Annotated in this window: 16 protein-coding genes; 8 read left to right on the plus strand and 8 right to left on the minus strand. The window is 73.0% G+C overall.

The window, feature by feature from the left end; translation table 11 throughout:
* Positions 1–82: 82 nt before the first annotated feature.
* From GPA10_RS09910 to GPA10_RS09930, 5 genes are all read left to right on the plus strand, one after another.
* Positions 83–1,105 carry a LacI family DNA-binding transcriptional regulator gene (locus tag GPA10_RS09910; protein WP_058852195.1) on the plus strand — a complete coding sequence of 341 codons (1,023 nt, stop codon included), beginning with the start codon at positions 83–85 and terminating at the stop codon, positions 1,103–1,105.
* Positions 1,106–1,277: 172 nt separating this feature from the next.
* A complete protein-coding gene (locus GPA10_RS09915) occupies positions 1,278–2,411 on the plus strand; it encodes an ABC transporter substrate-binding protein (RefSeq protein WP_157165136.1) in 1,134 nt (377 codons plus the stop codon).
* Between the two features lies 1 nt (position 2,412).
* A complete protein-coding gene (locus tag GPA10_RS09920) occupies positions 2,413–4,041 on the plus strand; it encodes a sugar ABC transporter ATP-binding protein (RefSeq protein WP_343040606.1) in 1,629 nt (542 codons plus the stop codon).
* Positions 4,034–4,999, plus strand: coding sequence for an ABC transporter permease (locus GPA10_RS09925; protein WP_157165137.1), 966 nt, complete (start codon positions 4,034–4,036; stop codon positions 4,997–4,999). Before GPA10_RS09920 ends, GPA10_RS09925 begins: the two co-directional genes overlap by 8 nt.
* Entirely contained in the window at positions 4,996–6,057 is a 1,062-nt protein-coding gene (locus GPA10_RS09930; RefSeq protein ID WP_157165138.1) for an ABC transporter permease, read from the plus strand. The genes GPA10_RS09925 and GPA10_RS09930 overlap by 4 nt, the downstream gene beginning before the upstream one ends.
* Before the next feature lie 42 nt (positions 6,058–6,099).
* On the opposite strand, the gene glgC is transcribed toward GPA10_RS09930, so the two are convergent.
* The 3 genes from glgC to GPA10_RS09945 are packed head-to-tail and all read right to left on the minus strand — an operon-like array spanning position 6,100 to position 9,368.
* Positions 6,100–7,344 (minus strand): glucose-1-phosphate adenylyltransferase, encoded by a 1,245-nt coding sequence (glgC, locus tag GPA10_RS09935; protein WP_157165139.1) that lies wholly within the window; start codon positions 7,342–7,344, stop codon positions 6,100–6,102.
* 16 nt (positions 7,345–7,360) lie between these two features.
* Entirely contained in the window at positions 7,361–8,533 is a 1,173-nt protein-coding gene (gene glgA / locus GPA10_RS09940; protein WP_343040607.1) for a glycogen synthase, read from the minus strand.
* 37 nt (positions 8,534–8,570) lie between these two features.
* A complete protein-coding gene (locus GPA10_RS09945; RefSeq protein WP_343040608.1) occupies positions 8,571–9,368 on the minus strand; it encodes a (2Fe-2S)-binding protein in 798 nt (265 codons plus the stop codon).
* A 238-nt stretch (positions 9,369–9,606) separates the two neighbouring features.
* On the opposite strand from GPA10_RS09945, the gene GPA10_RS09950 reads away from it, so the two are divergent.
* A complete protein-coding gene (locus GPA10_RS09950) occupies positions 9,607–10,824 on the plus strand; it encodes a DMT family transporter (RefSeq protein WP_157165140.1) in 1,218 nt (405 codons plus the stop codon).
* A gap of 64 nt (positions 10,825–10,888) precedes the next feature.
* On the opposite strand, the gene GPA10_RS09955 is transcribed toward GPA10_RS09950, so the two are convergent.
* Positions 10,889–12,250 carry a transglycosylase family protein gene (locus GPA10_RS09955; protein WP_157165141.1) on the minus strand — a complete coding sequence of 454 codons (1,362 nt, stop codon included), beginning with the start codon at positions 12,248–12,250 and terminating at the stop codon, positions 10,889–10,891.
* A gap of 327 nt (positions 12,251–12,577) precedes the next feature.
* Here GPA10_RS09955 and gndA point away from each other — a divergent pair, with 327 nt between their 5' ends.
* Positions 12,578–14,017 (plus strand): NADP-dependent phosphogluconate dehydrogenase, encoded by a 1,440-nt coding sequence (gene gndA / locus GPA10_RS09960; RefSeq protein ID WP_157165142.1) that lies wholly within the window; start codon positions 12,578–12,580, stop codon positions 14,015–14,017.
* 555 nt (positions 14,018–14,572) lie between these two features.
* Here gndA and GPA10_RS09965 read toward each other — a convergent pair.
* The 4 genes from GPA10_RS09965 to GPA10_RS09980 form a co-directional block, all read right to left on the minus strand.
* Complete coding sequence (locus tag GPA10_RS09965; RefSeq protein ID WP_157165143.1) at positions 14,573–15,013, minus strand: nitroreductase family deazaflavin-dependent oxidoreductase; 441 nt, start codon at positions 15,011–15,013, stop codon at positions 14,573–14,575.
* Between the two features lie 73 nt (positions 15,014–15,086).
* Positions 15,087–15,752: an aspartate/glutamate racemase family protein gene (locus GPA10_RS09970; RefSeq protein WP_343040609.1), complete on the minus strand. Its 666-nt coding sequence runs from the start codon at positions 15,750–15,752 to the stop codon at positions 15,087–15,089.
* A gap of 19 nt (positions 15,753–15,771) precedes the next feature.
* Positions 15,772–16,341 carry a TetR/AcrR family transcriptional regulator gene (locus GPA10_RS09975; RefSeq protein ID WP_157165144.1) on the minus strand — a complete coding sequence of 190 codons (570 nt, stop codon included), beginning with the start codon at positions 16,339–16,341 and terminating at the stop codon, positions 15,772–15,774.
* Between the two features lie 175 nt (positions 16,342–16,516).
* Positions 16,517–18,421, minus strand: a complete 1,905-nt coding sequence (locus tag GPA10_RS09980) for an ABC transporter ATP-binding protein (RefSeq protein ID WP_157165145.1) — start codon at positions 18,419–18,421, stop codon at positions 16,517–16,519.
* A gap of 191 nt (positions 18,422–18,612) precedes the next feature.
* Here GPA10_RS09980 and GPA10_RS09985 point away from each other — a divergent pair, with 191 nt between their 5' ends.
* Entirely contained in the window at positions 18,613–20,916 is a 2,304-nt protein-coding gene (locus GPA10_RS09985) for a glycoside hydrolase family 3 N-terminal domain-containing protein (RefSeq protein ID WP_157165146.1), read from the plus strand.
* Positions 20,917–21,069 lie beyond the last annotated feature (153 nt).

The raw sequence follows: 21,069 nt of genomic DNA on the forward strand, positions 1-21,069 counted from the left end.
CCGGCGTGCTGTCCAGGGTCCGCGGCGACCGCCGCCGGACGCCCCGGCCGGCCGGGGCGCACATCGACGCGAGGAGTGGCACGTGCGGGTGAGCCTCAAGGATGTCGCGGAACGGGCGGGCGTCTCGATCAAGACCGTCTCGAACGTGGTGAACAAGTATCAGCACGTCACCCCGGCGATGCGGGCCCGTGTGCAGCAGGCCATCGACGAGCTCGGCTACCGCCCCAACCTGGCGGCGCGCCACCTCCGCAAGGGCCGCACCGGGATCATCGCCCTGGCCGTCCCCGAGCTGGGGAACCCGTACTTCGCCGAGCTCGCGGGAGCCGTGATCGACGCCGCCGCCGAGCACGACTTCACCGTCCTGCTCGACCACACCCGCGGCGAAAGGGAACGGGAGGTCCTGGTCAGCCAGGGCTTCCGGGCGCGGGTCATCGACGGTCTGATCCTCAGCCCCCTCGAACTGGAGGCGGAGGACCTGGAGGGCCGCGACGGCATCGACGCGGACGTGCCCCTGGTGCTGCTCGGTGAGCGCGAGTACGACCTGCCCTACGACCACATCGCGATCGACAACGTCGCCGCCGCGCGGGTCGCGGTGCGCCATCTGATCAGCCGCGGCCGGGGCTCCATCGCCTATCTCGGCGCCCGCACGGACTCCGCGAACCGCCCCGCCCACCTGCGCCTGAAGGGCTGGCGCGCCGAGCTGGCCGAGGCGGGCCTGCCCGCGCCGGAGTCCCTGGTGGGGCCGGTCGGCGGCTGGAACCGGGACGACGGCGCGCAGGCCATGGCCCGGATGCTGGACTCCGGTGTGCGGCCCGACGCGGTGTTCGCCTACAACGACCTGGTCGCGATCGGGGCGATGCGCGTGCTGCACGAGCGGGGCCTCAGGGTGCCGTGGGACGTGGCGGTGGTCGGCTTCGACGACATCGCCGAGGGGCAGTTCGGCGCGGTCACGCTCACCACCATCGCGCCGGACAAACTGGCCATCGCCCGGCTCGCGGTGGCCTCGCTCCTGCGCCGTCTGGGGGGCGGGGGCGAGCCCGGCGGACGCACGCTCACCGCCGAGTTCCGGCTGGTGGAGCGGGAGAGCACGCTCGGCAGAAGGTGAGCAGGGCGGGCCGCGGTGGCAGGGCAGCCGTGGGCGGGTGGAGGTGCGCGGAGGGTTTACAGCACCCTTTCAACGATGTAAAAAGCTCCCCGTACAGCTGAGTTGACCGCAAACCCGTAACTCCCGTGAGCGCTCTCAGTGTGCGCCGGGGCCGTGCCGTTTGGGGACTCCCATGAAGCCGAACACCTTCTTTAGCCGTACCTCGGACTCTCGCCGCACCTCGGGCCGTACCGCGCCCGGCACCCTGCTCGCCGCCGGCCTCGCCGCGACGCTCGCCCTCACCGCGTCGGGTTGCGCCAAGTCGGAGGACGGCGACTCCGGCTCCGGCAGCAAGTCCGCGGCCGAGGGCGAGGCGGGCCAGGTCGTCTCCTCGCCCGGCGCGGGCGACCGCGAGACCTGTGTGATCGGCGACTACGGCGCCGGGAAACGCAATCTGAAGTCCGCGACCGTCGGCTTCTCGCAGTCGGAGAAGGAAGCCAACCCGTTCCGGATCGCCGAGACCGCCTCCATCAAGGCCGAGGCCGACAAGCGCGGCGTCAAGCTGCTCACCGCCAACGCCCAGTCGCAGTTCTCCAAGCAGATCAGCGACGTCCAGGACCTCATCGCCAAAGGCGCGGACCTGCTCGTCATCGCCCCGCTCAACTCCGAGGGCTGGGATCCTGTCCTGCGCCAGGCGAGGTCCAAGCACATCCCGATCGTCACCATCGACCGCAAGATCAACGCGACCGCCTGCAAGGACTATGTGAGCTTCATCGGCTCGGACTTCGTCGAACAGGGCCGGCGCGCCGCCGACCGCATGATCGCGGCGACCGGCGGCAAGGGCGAGGTCGCGATCCTGCTCGGCGCCGCGGGCAACAACGTCACCACCGACCGCACCAAGGGCTTCGAGGAGCGCGTCGCGGAGAAGGCCCCGGGCCTGAAGGTCGTCTTCAAGCAGACCGGCGAGTTCGCCCGCGAGAAGGGCCAGCAGGTCACCGAGCAGCTCATCCAGTCCGAGCCGGGCATCGACGGGATCTACGCGGAGAACGACGAGATGGGCCTCGGCGCGGTCGGCGCCCTCAAGGGCGCGGGCAAGAAGGCCGGCGACATCAAGATCGTCACCATCGACGGCACCAGGAACGCCGTGCGCGGCATCGTCGACGGCTGGATCGACGGCGTCGTGGAGTCCAACCCGCGCTTCGGGCCGCTCGCCTTCAAGACCCTGGACACCTTCACCAAGGGCGGCGAGGTCGACCAGGAGATCGTCATCGAGGACAGCGCCTACACCAAGGACAACGCGGAGTCGGACCTCGGCAAGGCGTACTGACGTGCCCGCGCACCCGGCGGGCCCGGCCGCCGTCCTCTCGGCGGCCGGGCTCAGCAAGACGTTCCCGGGCGTACGGGCCCTTGACGGCGTCGACTTCACGGTCAGGGCGGGCGAGGTGCACGCCTTGATCGGTGAGAACGGCGCCGGGAAGTCCACGCTCATCAAGGTGCTCACGGGCGTGTACCGGCCCGATCCGCCCGCCGCCCCGGGGGCGGGCGTCCTCACGTACGACGGCAGCGAGGTGGAGTTCGCCACCCCTCTGGAGGCCCAGCACGCGGGCATCTCCACCATCTACCAGGAGGTCGACCTCGTCCCGCTGATGAGCGTGGCCCGCAATCTCTTCCTCGGCTGGGAGCCCCGGGGCCGCCTCGGTCTGATCGACTTCCGCCGGATGCACCGCGAGGCGGACGCGGCCCTGCGGGACCTCGGGGTACGGGTCGACGTGCGCAGACCGCTGCGCGAACTCGGTGTCGGCGTCCAGCAGATGGTGGCGCTCGCCCGTGCCGTGTCGGTCGACGCGCGGGTCGTCGTCATGGACGAGCCGACGTCGTCCCTGGAACCGCGCGAGGTGGTCACGCTGTTCGGGGTGATCCGGATGCTGCGGGAGCGCGGCATCGCCGTGATCTACGTCAGCCACCGCCTGGACGAGCTGTACGAGGTGTGCGACACCGTCACCGTGCTGCGGGACGGCAGGTCCGTGCACACCGGCCCGATCGCCGGCCTCGACCGGCTGCGGCTCGTCTCGCTGATGCTCGGCCGGGAGCTCGGCGACGTCCGCGACCAAGGCCTGACGAGGTTCAGCGGCAGCCACGACACCGCGGCCGAACCGGTCCTCAGGGCCGAGGAGCTGACCGTACGTCACCAACTGCACGGAGTGTCCCTCACCGTGCGGCCCGGGGAGGTCGTGGGGCTCGGCGGCCTGCTCGGCTCCGGACGCAGCGAGACCGCGAAGGCCATCGCGGGCGCCCTGCCGCCGGACTCGGGGCGGGTCGTCGTCGCCGGGGTGCCGGTGCGCACCGGCTCCACGCCCGCCGCCATCCGCGCCGGGGTGAGCCTGCTGCCCGAGGACCGCAAGGCCGAGGGCATCGTGCCCGGTCTCTCGGTGCGCGAGAACATCGCGCTCGCGGCCCTGCCGGGGCTCTCCCGCTTCGGCCTGGTCGACGAGGCCCGCATCGACCGGGTCGTGGCCACCTTCATGAAGCGCCTGCGCATCAAGGCGTCGGGTCCGCACCAGAAGGTCGGCGAGCTGTCCGGCGGCAACCAGCAGAAGGTGCTGCTCGCCCGCTGGCTCGCCATGAACCCGAAGGTGCTGCTCCTGGACGAGCCGACGCGCGGTATCGACGTCGGCGCCAAGGCCGAGGTGCAGAAGCTCATCGACGAACTCGCCGACGACGGGCTCGGTGTGCTGCTCATCTCCTCCGACATGGAGGAACTGATCGAGGGCAGCGACCGCGTGGTGGTCCTCAAGGACGGCGCCGTCGTCGAGGAACTCGCCGGGGACGCCGTCACCGAGGACCGGCTGCTGCGCGCCGTCGCGGCCATGCCTGCCGACGTGCCCGCCGATGTGCCCGCCGATGTGCCCGTCGACGTGCCCGCCGTCCGCACCGCCTCCGGAGGCGACGATGACTGACATCGATGTCGGCGGCCGTGTCCGCGTCGACCGCGACCGCCTGCTGCGGATCCTCCAGGACCACGGCGTCCATCTGGGCGTGGCCGTCCTGCTCCTGGTGAACATCGCCTTCACCCCGCACTTCGTGTCCGCGGAGAACTTCCGCACCCAGGCCGTGCAGGTGGCGCCCGTGATGATCGTGGCGCTCGGCATGGCCCTGGCGATCGGCAGCGAGGGCGTGGACCTGTCGGTGGGGTCGGTGATGGCCCTGTCCACGTCGCTGCTCTCCCTGTATCTCGGGTACGGGATGTGGATCGCGCTGATCGTCGCCGTGCTCGGCGGGGTCGCCGTCGGCATGGCGGGCGGGGCGCTCGTGGCGTTCGTCGGGGTGCAGCCCATCGTCGCGACGCTCGCCCTGATGGTCGCGGGCCGGGGACTGGCCCTGGTCCTGCTCCCCCAGCTCAAGGACGTCCGCGACCCGACCATGGCCTCCCTCGGCTCCGGCGACGTCCTCGGAGTGCCCTACCTGGTGCTGATCGCGGCGGCGCTCGCGCTGCTCGTGGCGTTCGTCGTGCGCCGTACGACCTTCGGCAGGCAGCTGCTCGCGATCGGCGACAGCCGTCCCGCGGCCAGGCTCGCGGGGCTGCCGGTCCGCCGCGTGCTCGTCCTCGTGTACGTGTGCTCCGGCGCGCTCGCCGCCATCGCGGGCGTCCTCGCGACGGCACGCCTGACCGCGAGCGACCCGACGTCGCTCGGCCATCTGATGGAGCTGTCCGCGATCACCGCGGTGGTCGTCGGCGGCACCCCGCTCAGCGGCGGCCGGGTCCGCGTCGGCGGCACCGTCGCGGGGGCCGTCCTCATCCAACTGCTCACGGCCACGCTCATCAAGCACGATCTGCCGCCGTCGTGGACGCAGATCGCCCAGGCCGTGGTGATCATCCTGGCCGTGTACGCGGCACGTGAGAGGGGCAGGCGATGACGGTCGGAACCCACAGCCCGCGCAGTCCGCTCGGCCCACCCGGCCCGCGGAGCCCCGTGCGGCCCGCGGACGGCGGCACGGACGCGGACCCACCGGGTCCCGCGCGGGCCGAGCGCGTGAGCGCGTTCGCGCAGCAGCACGGCGCCCTGGTGACCCTGGTGGTCGCGGTGCTCGCGGCCTGGCTGAGCTTCGACACCTTCATGACGACCGACAACATGCAGAACATGGCGGTGTCCTCGGCGTTCCTCGCCGTGGTCGCGCTCGGCACGACGTTCGTGATCGTCACCGGCGGCATCGACCTGTCGGTGGGCTCGCTGTTCGCGCTCGGCGGGGTGCTCGCCGCGTGGGGGTCGCGGTACGGCAGCGCCGTCGCGCTGCTCCTGCCGCTCGCCGTGTGCGGGCTCGTCGGCTTCGTCAACGGGCTGCTGATCTCCCGCTCGCGCCTCGCCCCGTTCATCGTGACGCTCGCCGCGATGCTCGGCGCCCGCGGCATCCTCCTGGCCGTCACCGACGAGGGCTCCAGGACCTATCTGGTCGACGAGGACTCGTTCTTCGCGACGCTCGGACAGGGCAAGGTGCTCGGCGTCGGCGCGCCCGTGTGGATCACCGTGGGGCTTTTCGTGGCGGGCGCCGTGGTGCTGCGCCGCAGCCGCTTCGGTCAGTACGTGTACGCGGTCGGCGGCAACGAGGACGCGGCGGCCCTGATGGGTGTCCCCGTCGCCCGCACGAAGACGGCCGTCTACACCCTGTCGGGCCTGTGCGCGGGTCTCGCGGGCGCCCTGAACGCGGCCTGGCTGGTGTCGGGCGTGACCATCCTCGGCTCCGGCATGGAGCTGGAGGCCATCTCGGCGGTCGTCATCGGCGGCACCCTGCTGTCCGGCGGCTTCGGCTTCCTCAGCGGCTCCCTCGTCGGCGTCCTGCTCCTGAAGGTCATCCAGAACGTCATCAACCAGATCGGCTCCCTGGACTCCGCCTACCAGCAGGTCGTCAGCGGCGGCTTCCTCGCGGTGGTCGTCGTCGCGCAGACATGGCTGGGGCGCAGGCGGCGCGTCCTGTAGGCGCGTGCCCCGGGGTCTGGGGGCAGGCATGTGCCCCGGGGTCTAGGGGTACGTGAGCGACGTCCCGTCGACCGGCACCTGCTGGCCCTTGCCCAGGGCGATCACGCCGCCCTTCGACACCGTGTACAGCTCCTCGTCCCGCTCCGGGTTCACGCCGATCGTGGCGCCGGGCGGGACGTCGACGCTCTTGTCGAGGACCGCGCCGCGCACCACCGCTCCCCTGCCGACCCGCACGTTGTCGTGCAGCACCGAGCCCTGCACGACGGCGCCCTCGGCGACGCTCACACCGGGCGACAGGACGGAGCGGGTGACCTGCCCGCGGATCACGCAGCCGGGGCTGACGACGGACTCCCCCGCGATGCCGCCCGCGCAGAACTTGGCGGGCGGCAGCTGTCCCGAGTGGGTGTAGATGGGCCAGCGGCGGTTGTCGAGGTTGAAGGCGGGCCGGTCGGAGATCAGGTCCATGTGGGCTTCGTAGTAGGCGTCGAGCGTGCCGACGTCGCGCCAGTAGCCGTGGTCGCCCGCGGTCTCGCCGGGTACGTGGTTGTCGGCGAAGTCGTAGACCTGCGCGAGGCCGCGCTCGGTGAGGGACGGCAGGATCGAACCGCCCATGTCGTGCACCGAGTCGGGGTCCTCCGCGTCCCGCTGCAACGCGTCGACGAGGACCTTGGTGGCGAAGATGTAGTTGCCCATCGAGGCGTACACCTGGTGCGGGGAGCCGGGCAGCCCCGGCGGGTCCTTCGGCTTCTCCAGAAAGCTCTGCACCCGGGTGCCGTCCCCGGCGGGCGTGATGATCCCGAACTGCGCGGCGTCCGCGCGCGGCACCCGGATCCCGGCGACCGTGACGCCCGCGCCGGACTCGACGTGCTGCGCCAGCATGTGGCGCGGGTCCATGCGGTAGACGTGGTCGGCGCCGAACACCGCGATGTGGTCCGGCTGTTCGTCGTGGACGAGGTTCAGGGACTGCAGGATGGCGTCGGCGCTGCCCAGGTACCAGCGGGGGCCGAGGCGCTGCTGGGCCGGGACGGGGGTGACGTAGTTGCCGAGCAGGCTCGACATCCGCCAGGTGGTCGAGACGTGCCGGTCCAGGGAGTGCGACTTGTACTGCGTGAGGACGCAGATGCGCAGGATGTCGCCGTTGACGAGGTTGGAGAGCACGAAGTCGACGAGGCGGTAGGTGCCGCCGAAGGTCACCGCCGGTTTCGCCCGGTCGGCCGTGAGCGGCATCAGCCGCTTGCCCTCCCCGCCCGCGAGCACGATGCCGAGCACCGAAGGTCCACCGCGCATGGCCGCCCCCTGGTCGCTAGTCGGACTTGCGTAACGCCATGACTTCCTCGTACACGTCCACGGTGCGCCGCGCCACCGTGTCCCAGCCGAACTCGCGCACGGCCCGGTGCCGTCCGGCCGAGCCCATCGCCGCCGCCCGCTGCGGGTCGGCGGCCAGGTGGTTCAGGAGCACGGCGAGGTCGTGCTCGAAGCGGTCGGGCCTGAGCGGGTCGTACGGCGCGAGCAGGCCCGTGGTGCCGTCCGAGACGACCTCGGGGATGCCGCCGACGCGGGAGGCGACCACGGCGGTGCCGCACGCCATCGCCTCCAGGTTCACGATGCCGAGCGGTTCGTACACCGAGGGGCACACGAACACCGTGGCGTGCGTGAGGAGTTGCACGACCTCCGGGCGCGGCAGCATGCGCGGGATCCAGATGACGCCGTCCCTGGTCCGGCCGAGTTCCTCGTGCAGGGTGCGGAACTCCTGGTCGATCTCCGGGGTGTCGGGGGCGCCCGCGCACAGCACGAGCTGGACGCCGGGGTCAAGGGCGCGGGCCGCGCGCAGCAGGTGGGGCACGCCCTTCTGGCGGGTGATGCGGCCGACGAACAGGACGTAGGGGCGGCCGGGGTCGATGCCGTGGCGGTCCAGGGCGTCGGTGGCGTGGTCCGGGCGGTACAGGCCGGTGTCGATGCCGTTGTGGACGACGTGCACCTTCGCCGGGTCGACGGCCGGGTAGCAGGACAGGATGTCCTCGCGCATGCCGCGGGAGACGGCGATGACGGCGTCGGCGGCCTCGACTGCGGTGCGCTCCGCCCAGCTGGACACGGCGTAGCCGCCGCCGAGCTGCTCGGCCTTCCAGGGGCGCAGCGGCTCCAGGGAGTGCGAGGTGAGGACGTGCGGGATGCCGTGCAGGAGCTTGCCGACGTGGCCCGCCAGATTGGCGTACCAGGTGTGGGAGTGCACGAGGTCGCGGCCCGCGAGCGCCGCCGCCATGGACAGGTCCACGGACAGGGTGCGCAGCGCGTCGTTGGCGTCGTCGAGGTCGGCCCAGGCGTGGTGGCGCGTCACGCCGTCGCCCGCGCCGTCGCCCCAGCAGTGCACGTCGAGGTCGGTGAGCGCGCGCAGCTCCCGCGCCAGGAACTCGACATGGACGCCCGCGCCGCCGTAGACGTCCGGCGGGAACTCGCGGGTGAGCAGTCCCACTTTCACGAGCGGAGCCCCCCGTCGTCGGCCGGCTCCCTCATGGTCACCCAGACTCCGCCCCGTGGGAAGACCGCTGCGGCGGCCGGTCGAAACAGCAGTCGCCGCACAGGCCGCCGCTCGGGCAGCGGTAGTACAGACAGCAGCTGCGGCGCCGGAACGCGGTTCCCTCCAGGGTGCCGGTGGCCCTCAGGGCGGGGTGGGCGAAGAGTTCCGCGGCCAGGGCGAGGGCGCGGCGGCCCGCCTCGGGGCGGCCCTCGCGGGCGGCCCAGGTGTGCAGTTCACGGGCCGCGCCCGCCAGGGCCGAGCCCGCGTTGCCGCGCAGCAGGGCCGGGGAGATCCGGAAGCGGGCGCGCAGGGCGGCGCCGAGCGGGGCGAGATGGGCGTCCTGGACGGCCGCGAGGAGGCCGGCGGCGTCGGCCGGCCGGGTCCGGGTCCCGGCGAGCCACAGGTCGTCGGGCGAGGTGCCGTCCGCGTCCCAGCGCAGCAGGGCCGGGTCGAGGTCGGGCACGCGTCCGTACAGCGCGGCCGGGCCGAGCGCGAGGGACCAGAGGCGGGCGGCGAGCCCGAGTTGCGCCACGGACGCGGCGACGCGGTCCTCGGGGGCGCCGAGCCGTCCGGCGACCTTCGCGACCCGGAAGACCAGGGGATCGCCAAAGCCCTGGTCGAGGCCCGCCACAGGCCCGGTGGAGCCCTGGTCGGGCCCCACCTCAGGTGGCCTTGCCGTGTACACGAGAGCCAGCGGAACATGGCTCCCACCAGAGGGTTCGCCCGTTCTGACGGCGAAGAAGCCGCCGACGGACCCGACGGTGTCCCAGTCGATCACAGAGGTGTGTGCGGTCACCGCAGCAGTACAGCAGGAGAGCGTTCTCGGTGCGTAACCAGACCTGGGGAGGACATGTGAGTACCCGTACTCCATCGGGAGTAGGACACATTGACTGCTCAGGGACGACGACGGAACACGCTCCGCGCGACATCGTGGTGAACATGGAAGCCGACCGCTCGCCGCACTCGTCGCCCCGGGTGCACAGGGACCACGCCGACCGCGTTCGCCGGTCGTGCCGCGCGCCGCGGAGCACCTCATGAGTGCCCTCGCGCTGTCCATCGTGCTCTCCCTCGTCTCCGCGGTGGCGTACGCCGGCGGGGCGATCATCCAGGAGCAGGTGGCGGCACGGGCCGCGGAGCAGCAGTACATGCCGCTGCGCAACGGCGCCTGGTGGGTCGCGGTGGTCCTCAACGGCCTCGGCGGGCTGCTGCACGTGGTGGCGCTCGCCTTCGGCCCGCTGAGCCTCGTGCAGCCCCTCGGGGCCCTCACGATCGTGTTCGCCCTGCCGATGGCCGCCATGTTCGTGCGCCGCCGGGCCGGGGCCACCGCGTGGCGCGGCGCCATCATGGCGACGGTCGGCCTCGCCGGGATGCTGTCCCTGACACGGGCCACCGCCTCGCAGTCGCTCGCCGACACCGAGCGCGTGGTGCTCGCGCTCGGCACCGGCGGCGCCGTGGTCGCGCTGATGCTGCTCGCGCACGCCGTGCACCGGCACCCGGCGGTGCGCAGCATGCTGCTCGCCACGGCGGCGGGCATCGCCTTCGGTGTCTCCTCGGTGTTCACCAAGACCGTCGCCGTGGACTGGGACGCGCAGGGTTCGCTGGCCCGGCAGGCGCCGAGCCTCGCGGTCATCGGTGTCCTCGCGGTGAGCGGCCTGCTGCTCTCGCAGGCGTCGTACAAGGGCGCGGGCCTCGCAGCACCGCTGTCGGCGGTGACCGTCGTGAACCCGGTGATAGCGGCCGCCGTCGGCCTCACCCTGTTCGGGGAGTCCTTCCGCTACGGGACGTCGGGCACCGTCCTCGCGCTGGCCTGCGGCATCGTCGCCGCCGGCGGGCTGATCCTGCTGACGACGGAGCGCATCGGCAGCGCGCACACGAACGCCGCGCCCTCCGGCGCCGACGAGCCGACCACGGCCACGGCCACGGGCTCCGGGTCCGGCGACCGTACGGCCGCTCCGGCGGCCTCCGGCGGCGCGGCCGTCCTCCTCGCCGACGGCGAGAGCCGGGTCGTGGAGCAGCGGGAGCCCGCGCACGACGAGCGGTCACCGGCCGACTCCCGGCAGCGGCCGCTGCCGGGATCGCCTGCGCACGAGACGCCCGCACCGGACGCCGCCGCACCCGCACCACGCGCCCCGGACACACCGGAGACCCTGGTGACCGGCGTCGCCGACGTTCTGACCGCGCTGCCGCTGCAACCCATGGCGTTCACGCGCAGACCCCTGCCGCGGCCGGCGCGCGAACACAGCGTGTACTGAGCACGGCTCGCCCCGGCGAACGCCCCGCGCCGTCGCCCGGGGCGTTCCGCCTTTTCGAGGTACGTCAGATGCGCACCCCGCGGGCCCGCAGATAGGCGAGCGGATCCACGTCCGAGCCGAAGCCGGGGCCGGTGCGGATCTCGAAGTGCAGGTGCGGGCCCGAGCTGTTGCCCGTCGAACCGGAGCGGCCGATGCGCTGGCCCGCTCCGACCTTCTGGCCCGCCTTCACCGTGAGCGCCGACAGATGGCCGTACTGCGAGTACTTGCCGTCGGTGTGGCGGATGACGACCTCGTAGCCGTAGCTCCCGCCCCAGCCGGAGGAGACCACCGTGCCCGCGACGACGGCCTTCACGGAGGTGCCGGTGGGCACGGGGAAGTCGACGCCGGTGTGGTAGCCCTTCGACCAGGAGCTGCCCGTGGCGTGGTACGGCGTGCCGATGGAGCCGGTGACGGGGGCGCTCGCGCCGGACGAGGTGGCGGCCTCGGCGCGCTGGCGGCCCGCCGGCGCGGTGTCGCGCTTCTGCTTGGGTGCGGGCTTGGTCTCCTTGGCCGGCGGGTGCGACCGCTCGGACCTGCGCTCCTGCTTCCGCTCCGGCTTCTTCTCGTGCCTGCGCTCGTCGTTCCTGCGCTCGTCGTGCTGTACGGGCCGCTTCTCCGGGCGCGTCTGACGGTCGGGGTCGGCGCGCCGCTCGGGCGGCCTGACCGGTGCCTTGCCGCGCTCCCCGCCGCGCAGGGAGAGGCGCTGGCCGGGCGTGATGAGGTCGGGGTCGTCCCCTATGGTGCTGCGGTTGCCCTCGTACAGCCGCGGCCAGCCGCCCGGCACCCGGCGCTCGTCGGCGATCCCGGAGAGGGTGTCGCCGCGGACGACCGTGTACATCTTGGCGGTGCCCGCCCTGGACTGCGGGGTGACCTCGGGCTTGACGTCCCGCACGGTGCGCTTGGGCGCCTTGGGCGCGCCCTCGGTCTTCGCGGCGCCCGTCGCCTTCTTCTGCTGCGGAACCGCCTTGCGCTGCGGGGCCGACGCGGGCCTGAGGTCGGGGCTGTCGCCGCCGCGGGTGAGGCCCGCCCGCTGGGAGCACACCGGCCAGGCGCCGGGGCCCTGGCCGTCGAGGACCTTCTCGGCGACCGCGATCTGCTGGTCCTTGGTGGCGAGGTCGGCGCGCGGGGCGTAGACCGTGCCGCCGTAGGCCTGCCAGGTGGACTGGGTGAACTGGAGGCCGCCGAAGAAGCCGTTGCCGCTGTTGATGCTCCAGTTGTTCGTGGACTCGCAGGCCGCGACCTTGTTCCAGGTGTCCACGTCCGCGGCGTGGCCCGTGCCCGCGGTCATCAGCGGCAGAGCCATTCCGGCGCCACCTGCCGTGACCGTGAGCGAGGCACGGTTGATCCGGCTCGGCTGGTACCGGCGATGCCGGCCTCGTAAGGCCATGAAAGCCCCCTCAGACACACGTCGAACTCAACGTCACACGTCAGCCACAGGACAGGCCGCAAGGTAGCCGGTCGGCCATGGATGTGACAAGAGCACAGTCCGGAGGGGGCGTTGAACTGGTCGTCTCGGGTTCAGTGGTGCGCGGGGCCGCCGCCCGCGGGATCCGGCGTGTGCTCCGGCGCGCCTTCGCCGCGCTGACCCCGTACGTCGAACACAGTGTCGGAATGGCACGGTACGCCCCGGATCGGTCACGGTACGCCCCGGGGCGGTACTGACGCACGGACGCGGTACCTCGGATCGGAATTCCAGGAACTCAGGAGCGGCAGCATGGGTGCTTCGGCGCAGATCGGTGTCACGGGACTCGCGGTGATGGGGCGCAATCTCGCCCGCAACTTCGCCCGCAACGGCTATACGGTCGCGGTCCACAACCGCACGGCGGCGCGCACCCGCGCCCTCGTGGAGGAGTTCGGGCAGGAGGGCGACTTCGTCGCCGCCGAGAGCGCCGAGGACTTCGTCGCGGCCCTGGAGCGGCCGCGCCGCCTCGTCGTGATGGTCAAGGCGGGCGAGCCCACGGACGCCGTCATCGAGGAGTTCGCGCCTCTCCTGGAGCCGGGCGACATGATCGTGGACGGCGGCAACGCGCACTTCGCGGACACCCGGCGGCGCGAGCGCGCGCTGCGCGAGCGGGGCGTCCACTTCGTGGGCGCGGGCGTGTCCGGCGGCGAGGAGGGCGCCCTGAACGGCCCGAGCATCATGCCGGGCGGCTCGCAGGAGTCCTACGAGGCGCTGGGCCCGATGCTGGAGAAGATCTCCGCGAAGGCCGCGGACGGCAGCCCCTGTACGGCGCACATCGGCCCGGACGGCGCGGGCCACTTCGTGAAGATGGTGCACAACGGCATCGAGTACGCCGACATGCAGCTGATCGCCGAGGCCTATCAGCTGCTCCGCGAGGTCGCCGGCCACTCCCCCGCCGAGATCGCGGACATCTTCCGCACCTGGAACACCGGCCGCCTCGACTCCTATCTGATCGAGATCACGGCCGAGGTGCTCGCCCATGTCGACTCCGCGACCGGTGAGCCGTTCGTGGACGTCGTGCGGGACCAGGCGGAGCAGAAGGGCACCGGCCGCTGGACCGTGCAGATCGCCCTCGATCTCGGCGTGCCCGTCTCGGGCATCGCGGAGGCGGTGTTCGCCCGCTCGCTGTCCGGCCACCGCGAGCTGCGCGACGCCTCGCGCGGCCTGGCGGGCCCGACGGCGGAGCCGCTCGGCAAGGCGGACGCGGCCGCGTTCGCCGACCAGGTCGAGCAGGCGCTGTACGCCTCGAAGATCGTGTCGTACACGCAGGGCTTCCACCAGATCGCGGCGGGCAGCGAGGAGTACGACTGGAACATCGACCTCGGTGCGGTGGCGTCGATCTGGCGCGGCGGCTGCATCATCCGGGCCGCGTTCCTCGACCGCATCAGGGCGGCCTACGACGCGCGCTCCGACCTGCCGAGCCTGCTCGCGGACGAGGGCTTCGCGCGGGAGATCGGCGAGGCGCAGGACGACTGGCGTGCCGTGCTCGTCGCCGCGACCCGTCAGGGCGAGCCCGCGCCCGGTTTCGCCGCGGCCCTCGCGTACTACGACGCGCTGCGCGCGGACCGGCTGCCCGCCGCGCTCACGCAGGGGCAGCGCGACTACTTCGGCGCGCACACCTACCGGCGCGCCGACCGCGAGGGCACGTTCCACACGCTGTGGGGCGGGGACCGCTCCGAGGTCCCGGCGTGACGCGGCGGGCGCCGGTGCCCGGACCGGGGCGGGCCCCGGTCCGGGCGTGCGTCCCCGCTGCGGGGCGCGCCAGGCCCTAAGTGAGGCCGGGGCTCTCGCTCCCGGGCGTCACGGGCCGCCCCATCGGGGACGGTTCCGGCTCCGGCGGCGGCGTGGGATCCGGGCCCGGCGGCCTCGGCGACGGTGCCGGCGGGGGCAGCGGTACCGGGTCGGGCTCCGGGTTCGGCGGCTGCGAGGGGTCGGGGGGCGGGCCCGGTGTGGGGCCGCCGGGGCCCGGCCCGGGGCCCGGTGTCGGCCCGGGTCCCGGTGTCGGTCCCGGAGGTACGGGGTCGGGGAACGGATGGGTCATGGTTCCTCCAGCGGGTCGGAGGCGGCTCGTGGCCGGGGCCGGGGTACGCCGTGGGCCGGCGTGCGCCGGGGCCCGGCCGCTCCACTCTCTCCCGCCTCGCGTGCCCACGCCCGGCGACTCCACGCGTCTGTGTCTTCGCCGGACCCGCCGGACCCGCCGGACCCGCCGCCGCGCGGCCCTCGTGCGGGGCGCGCGGCGGCGACCGGTCAGCCGTCGGTGCGGCTCAGACGCACGACGGGGATGTCGCGCGCGGTCTTGAGCCGGTACTCGGCATACGGGGCGAAGACGTCGACGAGGTGCGGCCAGACGCGTTCCTTGTCCTGCGCCGAAAGGGTCTCAGCGCGGGCCTCGAACCGTTCGGTGTCCACACGCAGCCGGACGCCGGGCTCGTCGCGCAGGTTCAGATACCACAGGGGGTGCCGGTCGGCGCCGCCGTTGGACGCCACGACCAGATAGTTGTCGCCGTCACGGCCGTAGATGAGGACGGTGCGCCGCCACTGCCCCGTACGGCGGCCCTTGTAGTCGAGCACGAGGCAGGGGGCGCCGTGGATGGTGGTGCCCCTGGTCCCGCCCGACTCCTCGTAGCGGCGGGCCTGTTCGGCCACCCAGCCCGTCGGACTGATCACTGGTTCTTCGGGTGTGGTCATGGTCGCACCCTAGAGCTTGGGCGGGTGCCCGGGGGGCGGTCGGCGGGCTTCCCGGGGCCGGTCCCGGCCGAGGTCAGGACCGGGGCCGGTCCCGGTCGCAGAGCCGGGCCGCCGCCGCGAGGCCGGTACGCGGGCTGGCGAACACCGGCACGCGCACGACGGCGGACACGCGGTCGGCCGCGTCGGCCATGGACGCCTGCGCGAGGACCACCGCGTCGACCGAGGGCGCGACCCGCTCTACGGCGTCGGCGACAAGGCGCAGCTGCCCCTCGCGGTCCCCCGCCACGAACCGCTCCCAGGCGCCGTCGACCAGGACGGTGCGCAGCTCGAAGCGGTCACCGGGGTGCCCCGCGCGGGCGGCCTCCTCCGCGACGAGGGCGACGGTCGGCCCCAGGGTGGAAGCGACCGTGGCGACGACGGCGACGGTGGCCCCCGCCCGTACCGCCGCTGCGGCCATGGGCCGGTCCACGCGCAGCACGGGCACCCCGGCGGCACCGCCCGACTCGGCCACGCCCCCGAGGGTCGAGCAGGTGCACAGCACGGCGTCGGCGCCCGCGGCGGCCTCGGCGAGTGCCGCCCCGACGTCGGCGGCGACGGCGTCCAGGCCGTCGGCCCCGGCGCGGGCCAGGAGGTCCTCGCGGACGACGTGGCGCAGGCCGAGGCCCGGGTGGTCCGCGTCGCGCAGCGCGTCGAAGACGGGGATGTGGACGGGTGAGGTGTGCAGCAGCGCCAGGGTCACCCTTCACCCTAACCAGGGATCAGCGCAGCACCCGCTGGGCGAGTTCCTCGATGAGCTTGTCCGTGGAGTGCGGCTCGAGGAGTCCGGGCACGGTCAGGTCGTCCACGATCAGGCCGAGCGTGGCGAGGTAGAGCAGCACCACTCCGGTGCGGTCCCCGGGCAGCCCGGCGCCGAGGTGGAAGTCGATGTTGGCTTCGAGCTGCTCGGTCATGAACTGCGTCAGCTCGACGTGCAGTTCGGGGCGGCGCGTCGCCTCCAGGCGGAGTTCGAGGAGCGCGAGGTGGCTGCTGCGGTCGGCGCGCATGCGTTCCACGAGCTGCTTGAGGAGGGTGCTCACCAGCTCCGTGGACGGTTCGGCGCGCATGGTGTCGGCGAGCGCGTTCTCCTCCGGCGTGAGGCGCCCGAGGATGCGCCGCATGACTTGCGCGAGGAGTTCCGCGCGGTGCGGGAAGTAGTTGCTGGCGGTGCCCTTGGGCACCGCCGCCTCCGCGTCGAGGGCCCGCAGCGTGAGACCGCGGGACCCCTCGCGTGCGAGCACCTCGATGGCGGCGTCGAGGAGCGCGGTGCGCCGGGCCGGGTTCTGCCGCATGGGGTCCTCTCCCTCTGCTACTTCATCCGCAGTACTGCGGTGTGACCACTGTAAACAGAGTGCCATGCGCCGTGCCGGGCGCCCAGAGCCCATGCCGCCGCCCGGCCCGCCGGGCCCAAGCGGGCCGGGCCCAAGCGGGCCGGGCCCAAGCGGGCCGGGCCCAAGCGGGCCGGGCCTAGGCGGCGACACTCATCCCGTCACCGTCCGCCCTGCCCTCCGCCTTGCCCGCGAACTGCGTCCGGTACAGCTCCGCGTACCGGCCGCCGGCGGCGAGCAGTTCCTCGTGCGTGCCGCGTTCCACGATCCGGCCGTCCTCCACCACGAGGATCTGGTCGGCGGAGCGGACCGTCGACAGGCGGTGCGCGATGACCACGGCCGTGCGCTCCGAGAGGGCTTCGGCGAGCGCCTCCTGCACCGCGGCCTCGGAGGTGTTGTCGAGGTGCGCGGTCGCCTCGTCGAGGATCACCACGCGCTGCCGGGCGAGCAGCAGCCGGGCGATGGTCATCCGCTGCCGCTCACCGCCGGAGAGCCGGTACCCGCGCTCGCCGACCACCGTGTCCAGACCGTCGGGCAGCGAGCGCACCAGGTCGTCGAGGCGGGCCCGGCGCAGCACGTCCCACAGTTCGTCCTCGTCGGCGCCGGGGCGGGCGAGCAGCAGGTTGGCCCGCACCGACTCGTGGAAGAGGTGGCCGTCCTGGGTGACCATGCCGATGGTGTCGCGCAGGGATTCGGCGGCCAGGTCGCGTACGTCGTGCCCGCCGACGCGCACGGTTCCGGAGTCGGCGTCGTAGAGGCGCGGCAGAAGCTGCGCGACGGTCGACTTGCCCGCGCCCGACGACCCGACGAGCGCGACGGTCTGGCCGGGCTCGGCCCGGAAGGAGAGGCCGTGCAGGACCTCCGCGCCGCCGCGGCCGTCCAGGGCCGCGACCTCCTCCAGGGAGGCGAGGGAGACCTTGTCGGCGGCGGGGTAGCCGAAGCGGACGTCCTCGAACTCGACGGCGACCGGGCCCTCGGGCACGCTGCGCGCGTCCGGCTTCTCGTCGATCAGAGGCTTGAGGTCGAGGACTTCGAAGACCCGCTCGAAGCTGACCAGGGCGCTCATCACCTCGACGCGGGCTCCGGCAAGGGCGGTGAGCGGCGCGTACAGACGGGTCAGGAGCAGCGCGAGGGCGACGACGGCGCCCGCCTCCAGGGTGCCTTCGAGCGCGAAGTAGCCGCCGAGGCCGTAGACGAGGGCGAGCGCGAGGGCGGACACCAGGGTGAGGGCGGTGATGAAGGCGGACTGCGCCATGGCGGTGCGGACACCGATGTCCCGTACCCGGCGGGCTCGCGCGGCGAACTCGGCGGACTCGTCGGCGGGGCGGCCGAACAGCTTGATGAGGGTCGCGCCGGGCGCCGAGAACCGTTCGGTCATACGGGTGCCCATGGCCGCGTTGTGGTGCGCGGCCTCGCGCTGCAACCGCGCCATCCGGGTGCCCATGCGGCGCGCGGGCACCACGAACACCGGCAGGAGGACCAGGGCGAGGAGCGTGATCTGCCAGGACAGGGCGAGCATGACGCCGAGGGTGAGGAGCAGCGTGACGACGTTGGAGACGACGCCGGAGAGCGTGTTGCTGAACGCCCGCTGGGCGCCGATCACATCGTTGTTGAGGCGGCTGACGAGCGCCCCGGTGCGGGTGCGGGTGAAGAAGGCGACGGGCATGCGCTGCACATGGTCGAAGACGGCGGTGCGCAGATCGAGGATCAGCGCCTCGCCCAGGTTGGCAGACAACCAGCGGCCGAGGAGTCCGAGTCCGGCCTCGGCGACCGCGATGACGGCGATGAGCACCGCGTAGCGGACGACGGTCGAGGACTGCTCGCCGGACACGATCGCGTCCACGACCCGCCCGGCGAGCACGGGGGTCGCCACGGCGAGCAGCGCGGTCACGACGCTCAGCAGGACGAACTGGGTGATGCGGCGCCGGTGCGGGCGGGCGAAGTCGGCGATGCGGCGCACGGTGGCGCGGGCGAAGGGTCGGCGTTCCTGCTCGGCGTTCATGACGCTGTGCAGCTGGGTCCAGGCTGTCGTCTCCATGCTCATGAACAGCACCGTAAAACCTCAAGTTATGTCGAGGTCAAGCGTGACACCACCCCGTTCCACCACCGGTCCCACAGACCCCCGCCGCCCCCGGTCGTGTCTATTGACCCGCCTGTAACGGACACGTACTTTCGCTTCAACTCTTGAGCGCACCACTCCGGTTACTCGTGTCCTGAACGTGAGAAGGCGAACGCATGCGTGATGTACGAAGGCGTACTCTGCTGTCCGCGATGGGCGGCACCGCCGTCGCTGCCGGCGCCCTGAGCCCCAAGACGGCCGAGGCCGCGCCCGTTCCGCCGGTGGCGGGCGGCGCCGCGCGGGGCCGCGGGACCCCGTACGACCACGAGGTCCGGGAGCTTCTCGACCGTATGACTGTCGAAGAGAAGCTCGGCCAGCTCCAGCAGCTCGCCTGGTCCTGGGACACGGGGCCGGGCGGCGGTGAGACCAAGGATGTAGAGGAGGCGGCGCGGGCCGGGCGGCTCGGGTCGGTGCTCTCGATCTTCGGCGCGCGCAGCAGCAACGCGCTCCAGCGCATCGCGGTCGAGGAGTCAAGGCTCGGGATTCCGCTGCTCTTCGGCCTCGATGTGATCCACGGCTTCTGGACGACGTTCCCGATTCCGCTGGCGCAGGCCGCGAGCTTCGATCCGGACGTGTCGAGGAGGGACGCCGAGGTGTCCGCGAAGGAGGCCCGCTCCAATGGTGTGCACTGGGCGTTCTCGCCGATGATGGACGTCACGCACGAGCCGCGCTGGGGGCGGATCGCCGAGGGCTCGGGCGAGGACCCGTATCTGACGGCGGAGTTCGCCGCCGCCAAGGTCGAGGGCTACCAGGGCCGAGGCCGGCACGGGTACGGCGCGAAGGACCGCGTCGCCGCCTGCGCCAAGCACTTCGTGGCCTACGGCGGGGCCGAGGGCGGGCGGGACTACAACACCGTCGACGTGTCGGAGTCGCGGCTGCGCAATCTCTATCTGCCGCCGTTCAAGGCGGCCCTTGACGCGGGCGCGGCCACGGTCATGGCGTCGTTCAACACTGTCGGCGGCGTCCCCGCGCACGGCAACTCCCACACCCTGACCGGCATCCTCAAGGAGGAGTGGGGCTTCGACGGCGTCGTCGTCAGCGACTGGACCGGGGTCCAGGAGCTGGTCGCGCACGGCTTCGCCGAGGACGGCGCCGCGGCGGCGCGGCTCTCCCTGAACGCGGGCGTCGACATGGAGATGGTCAGCACCACGCTGCGCGAGCACGGCAGGGAACTGGTCCGCGAGGGCAGGATCAGCGAGCACCGCCTGGACGACGCGGTCGCCCGCGTCCTGCGTCTGAAGTTCGCCCTCGGGCTCTTCGAGAACCCGTACGTGGACGAGGACTCCGCGATCGACGGGCCGACCGCCGCCACCCGCAGGGCCGCCCGGGAGACCGCCGCCCGCTCGATGGTGCTCCTGAAGAACGAGGGCGGGACCCTGCCGCTGAAGGCCTCGGTCCGGTCGATCGCCGTCGTCGGCCCGTTCGGGGACTCCGACGACCTGCTCGGCACCTGGGTGGTCCCGGCCGCCGCGAAGAAGTACCCGTCGGTGAAGGTCCTCGACGCGGTGCGGCGGGCGGCGCCGGACGCGAAGGTGACGTACGCGCGCGGCGTCACCCCCGAAGGCACGTCGACCGCGGGCATCCCGGCGGCGGTCGCCGCGGCGGAGGCCGCCGACGTGACCGTCGTCGTCGTGGGCGAGCCGCCCGCGCTGAGCGGCGAGGCCGCGGCCCGCAGCGACATCGGTCTGCCGGGCGCGCAGGAACGGCTCGTGCGGGCAGTCGCGGCGACGGGCAAGCCGTTCGCGGTCGTCCTCGTGAACGGCCGCCCCCTGACCACGGGCGGCTGGCTGGCGGACGCACCCGCCGTCCTGGAGGCCTGGCACCCCGGTGTCGAGGCCGGGAACGCCGTCACCGACGTGCTGTTCGGCAAGGTGAACCCCGGCGGCAAGCTGCCCGTGTCCTTCCCGCGCACGGTCGGCCAGATCCCCGTCCACTACAACCACGAGTCGACCGGGCGCCCCTACGACGCCGACAACAAGTACTCGTCGAAGTACCTGGACCTGCCCCCGGACCCGCAGTTCCCCTTCGGCCACGGCCTGAGCTACACCACCTTCGAGATCGGCGCGCCGAAGCTCAGCCGCACGTCCGTCCCGGCGGGCGCCCTGCACGCGGGCGACACCCTGGAGGTGTCGGTCACCGTCTCCAACACCGGTGACCGCGCGGGCGACGAGGTCGTCCAGCTCTACGTCCACGACCTCGCGGCGAGCATCACCCAGCCGGTGCGCAAGCTGCGCGGCTTCCGGCGGGTCACGCTCGGCGCGGGCCGCTCCACCGTCGTGCGCTTCCGCATCGGGGCGAAGGACCTGGGCTTCTGGACGAACGACCCGCACGGCGAGTTCCTCGTCGAGGAGGGCAGGTTCGACCTGTACGTGGGCAACAGCTCCACGGCGAAGGCCAAGCGGACGCTCACCGTGACCTGAGCGACCGCCCCCCGCCCGGCGCGAGGCCCGCACCCGGCCGAACCGCCGGACCCGCGCTCGGCCGAGCCACCGGACCCACGCTCGACCGAACCGCCGGACCCACGCTCGACCGAACCGCCGGGCCCGGCTGGGCCGGGCCCGGCTGGGCCGGGC

Source organism: Streptomyces typhae, from assembly GCF_009755605.1.
GTDB lineage: Bacteria > Actinomycetota > Actinomycetes > Streptomycetales > Streptomycetaceae > Streptomyces > Streptomyces typhae.

What these genes read in the sequence shown, in the direction of transcription:
- GPA10_RS09980 (WP_157165145.1), bottom strand. Translation starts at nt 18,421, where the DNA reads ATGAGCATGGAGACGACAGCCTGGACCCAGCTGCACAGCGTCATGAAC.
- GPA10_RS09975 (WP_157165144.1), bottom strand. Translation starts at nt 16,341, where the DNA reads ATGCGGCAGAACCCGGCCCGGCGCACCGCGCTCCTCGACGCCGCCATC.
- glgC (WP_157165139.1), bottom strand. Translation starts at nt 7,344, where the DNA reads ATGCGCGGTGGACCTTCGGTGCTCGGCATCGTGCTCGCGGGCGGGGAG.
- gndA (WP_157165142.1), top strand. Translation starts at nt 12,578, where the DNA reads ATGGGTGCTTCGGCGCAGATCGGTGTCACGGGACTCGCGGTGATGGGG.
- GPA10_RS09955 (WP_157165141.1), bottom strand. Translation starts at nt 12,250, where the DNA reads ATGGCCTTACGAGGCCGGCATCGCCGGTACCAGCCGAGCCGGATCAAC.
- GPA10_RS09925 (WP_157165137.1), top strand. Translation starts at nt 4,034, where the DNA reads ATGACTGACATCGATGTCGGCGGCCGTGTCCGCGTCGACCGCGACCGC.
- GPA10_RS09930 (WP_157165138.1), top strand. Translation starts at nt 4,996, where the DNA reads ATGACGGTCGGAACCCACAGCCCGCGCAGTCCGCTCGGCCCACCCGGC.
- GPA10_RS09915 (WP_157165136.1), top strand. Translation starts at nt 1,278, where the DNA reads ATGAAGCCGAACACCTTCTTTAGCCGTACCTCGGACTCTCGCCGCACC.
- GPA10_RS09950 (WP_157165140.1), top strand. Translation starts at nt 9,607, where the DNA reads ATGAGTGCCCTCGCGCTGTCCATCGTGCTCTCCCTCGTCTCCGCGGTG.
- GPA10_RS09985 (WP_157165146.1), top strand. Translation starts at nt 18,613, where the DNA reads ATGCGTGATGTACGAAGGCGTACTCTGCTGTCCGCGATGGGCGGCACC.
- GPA10_RS09965 (WP_157165143.1), bottom strand. Translation starts at nt 15,013, where the DNA reads ATGACCACACCCGAAGAACCAGTGATCAGTCCGACGGGCTGGGTGGCC.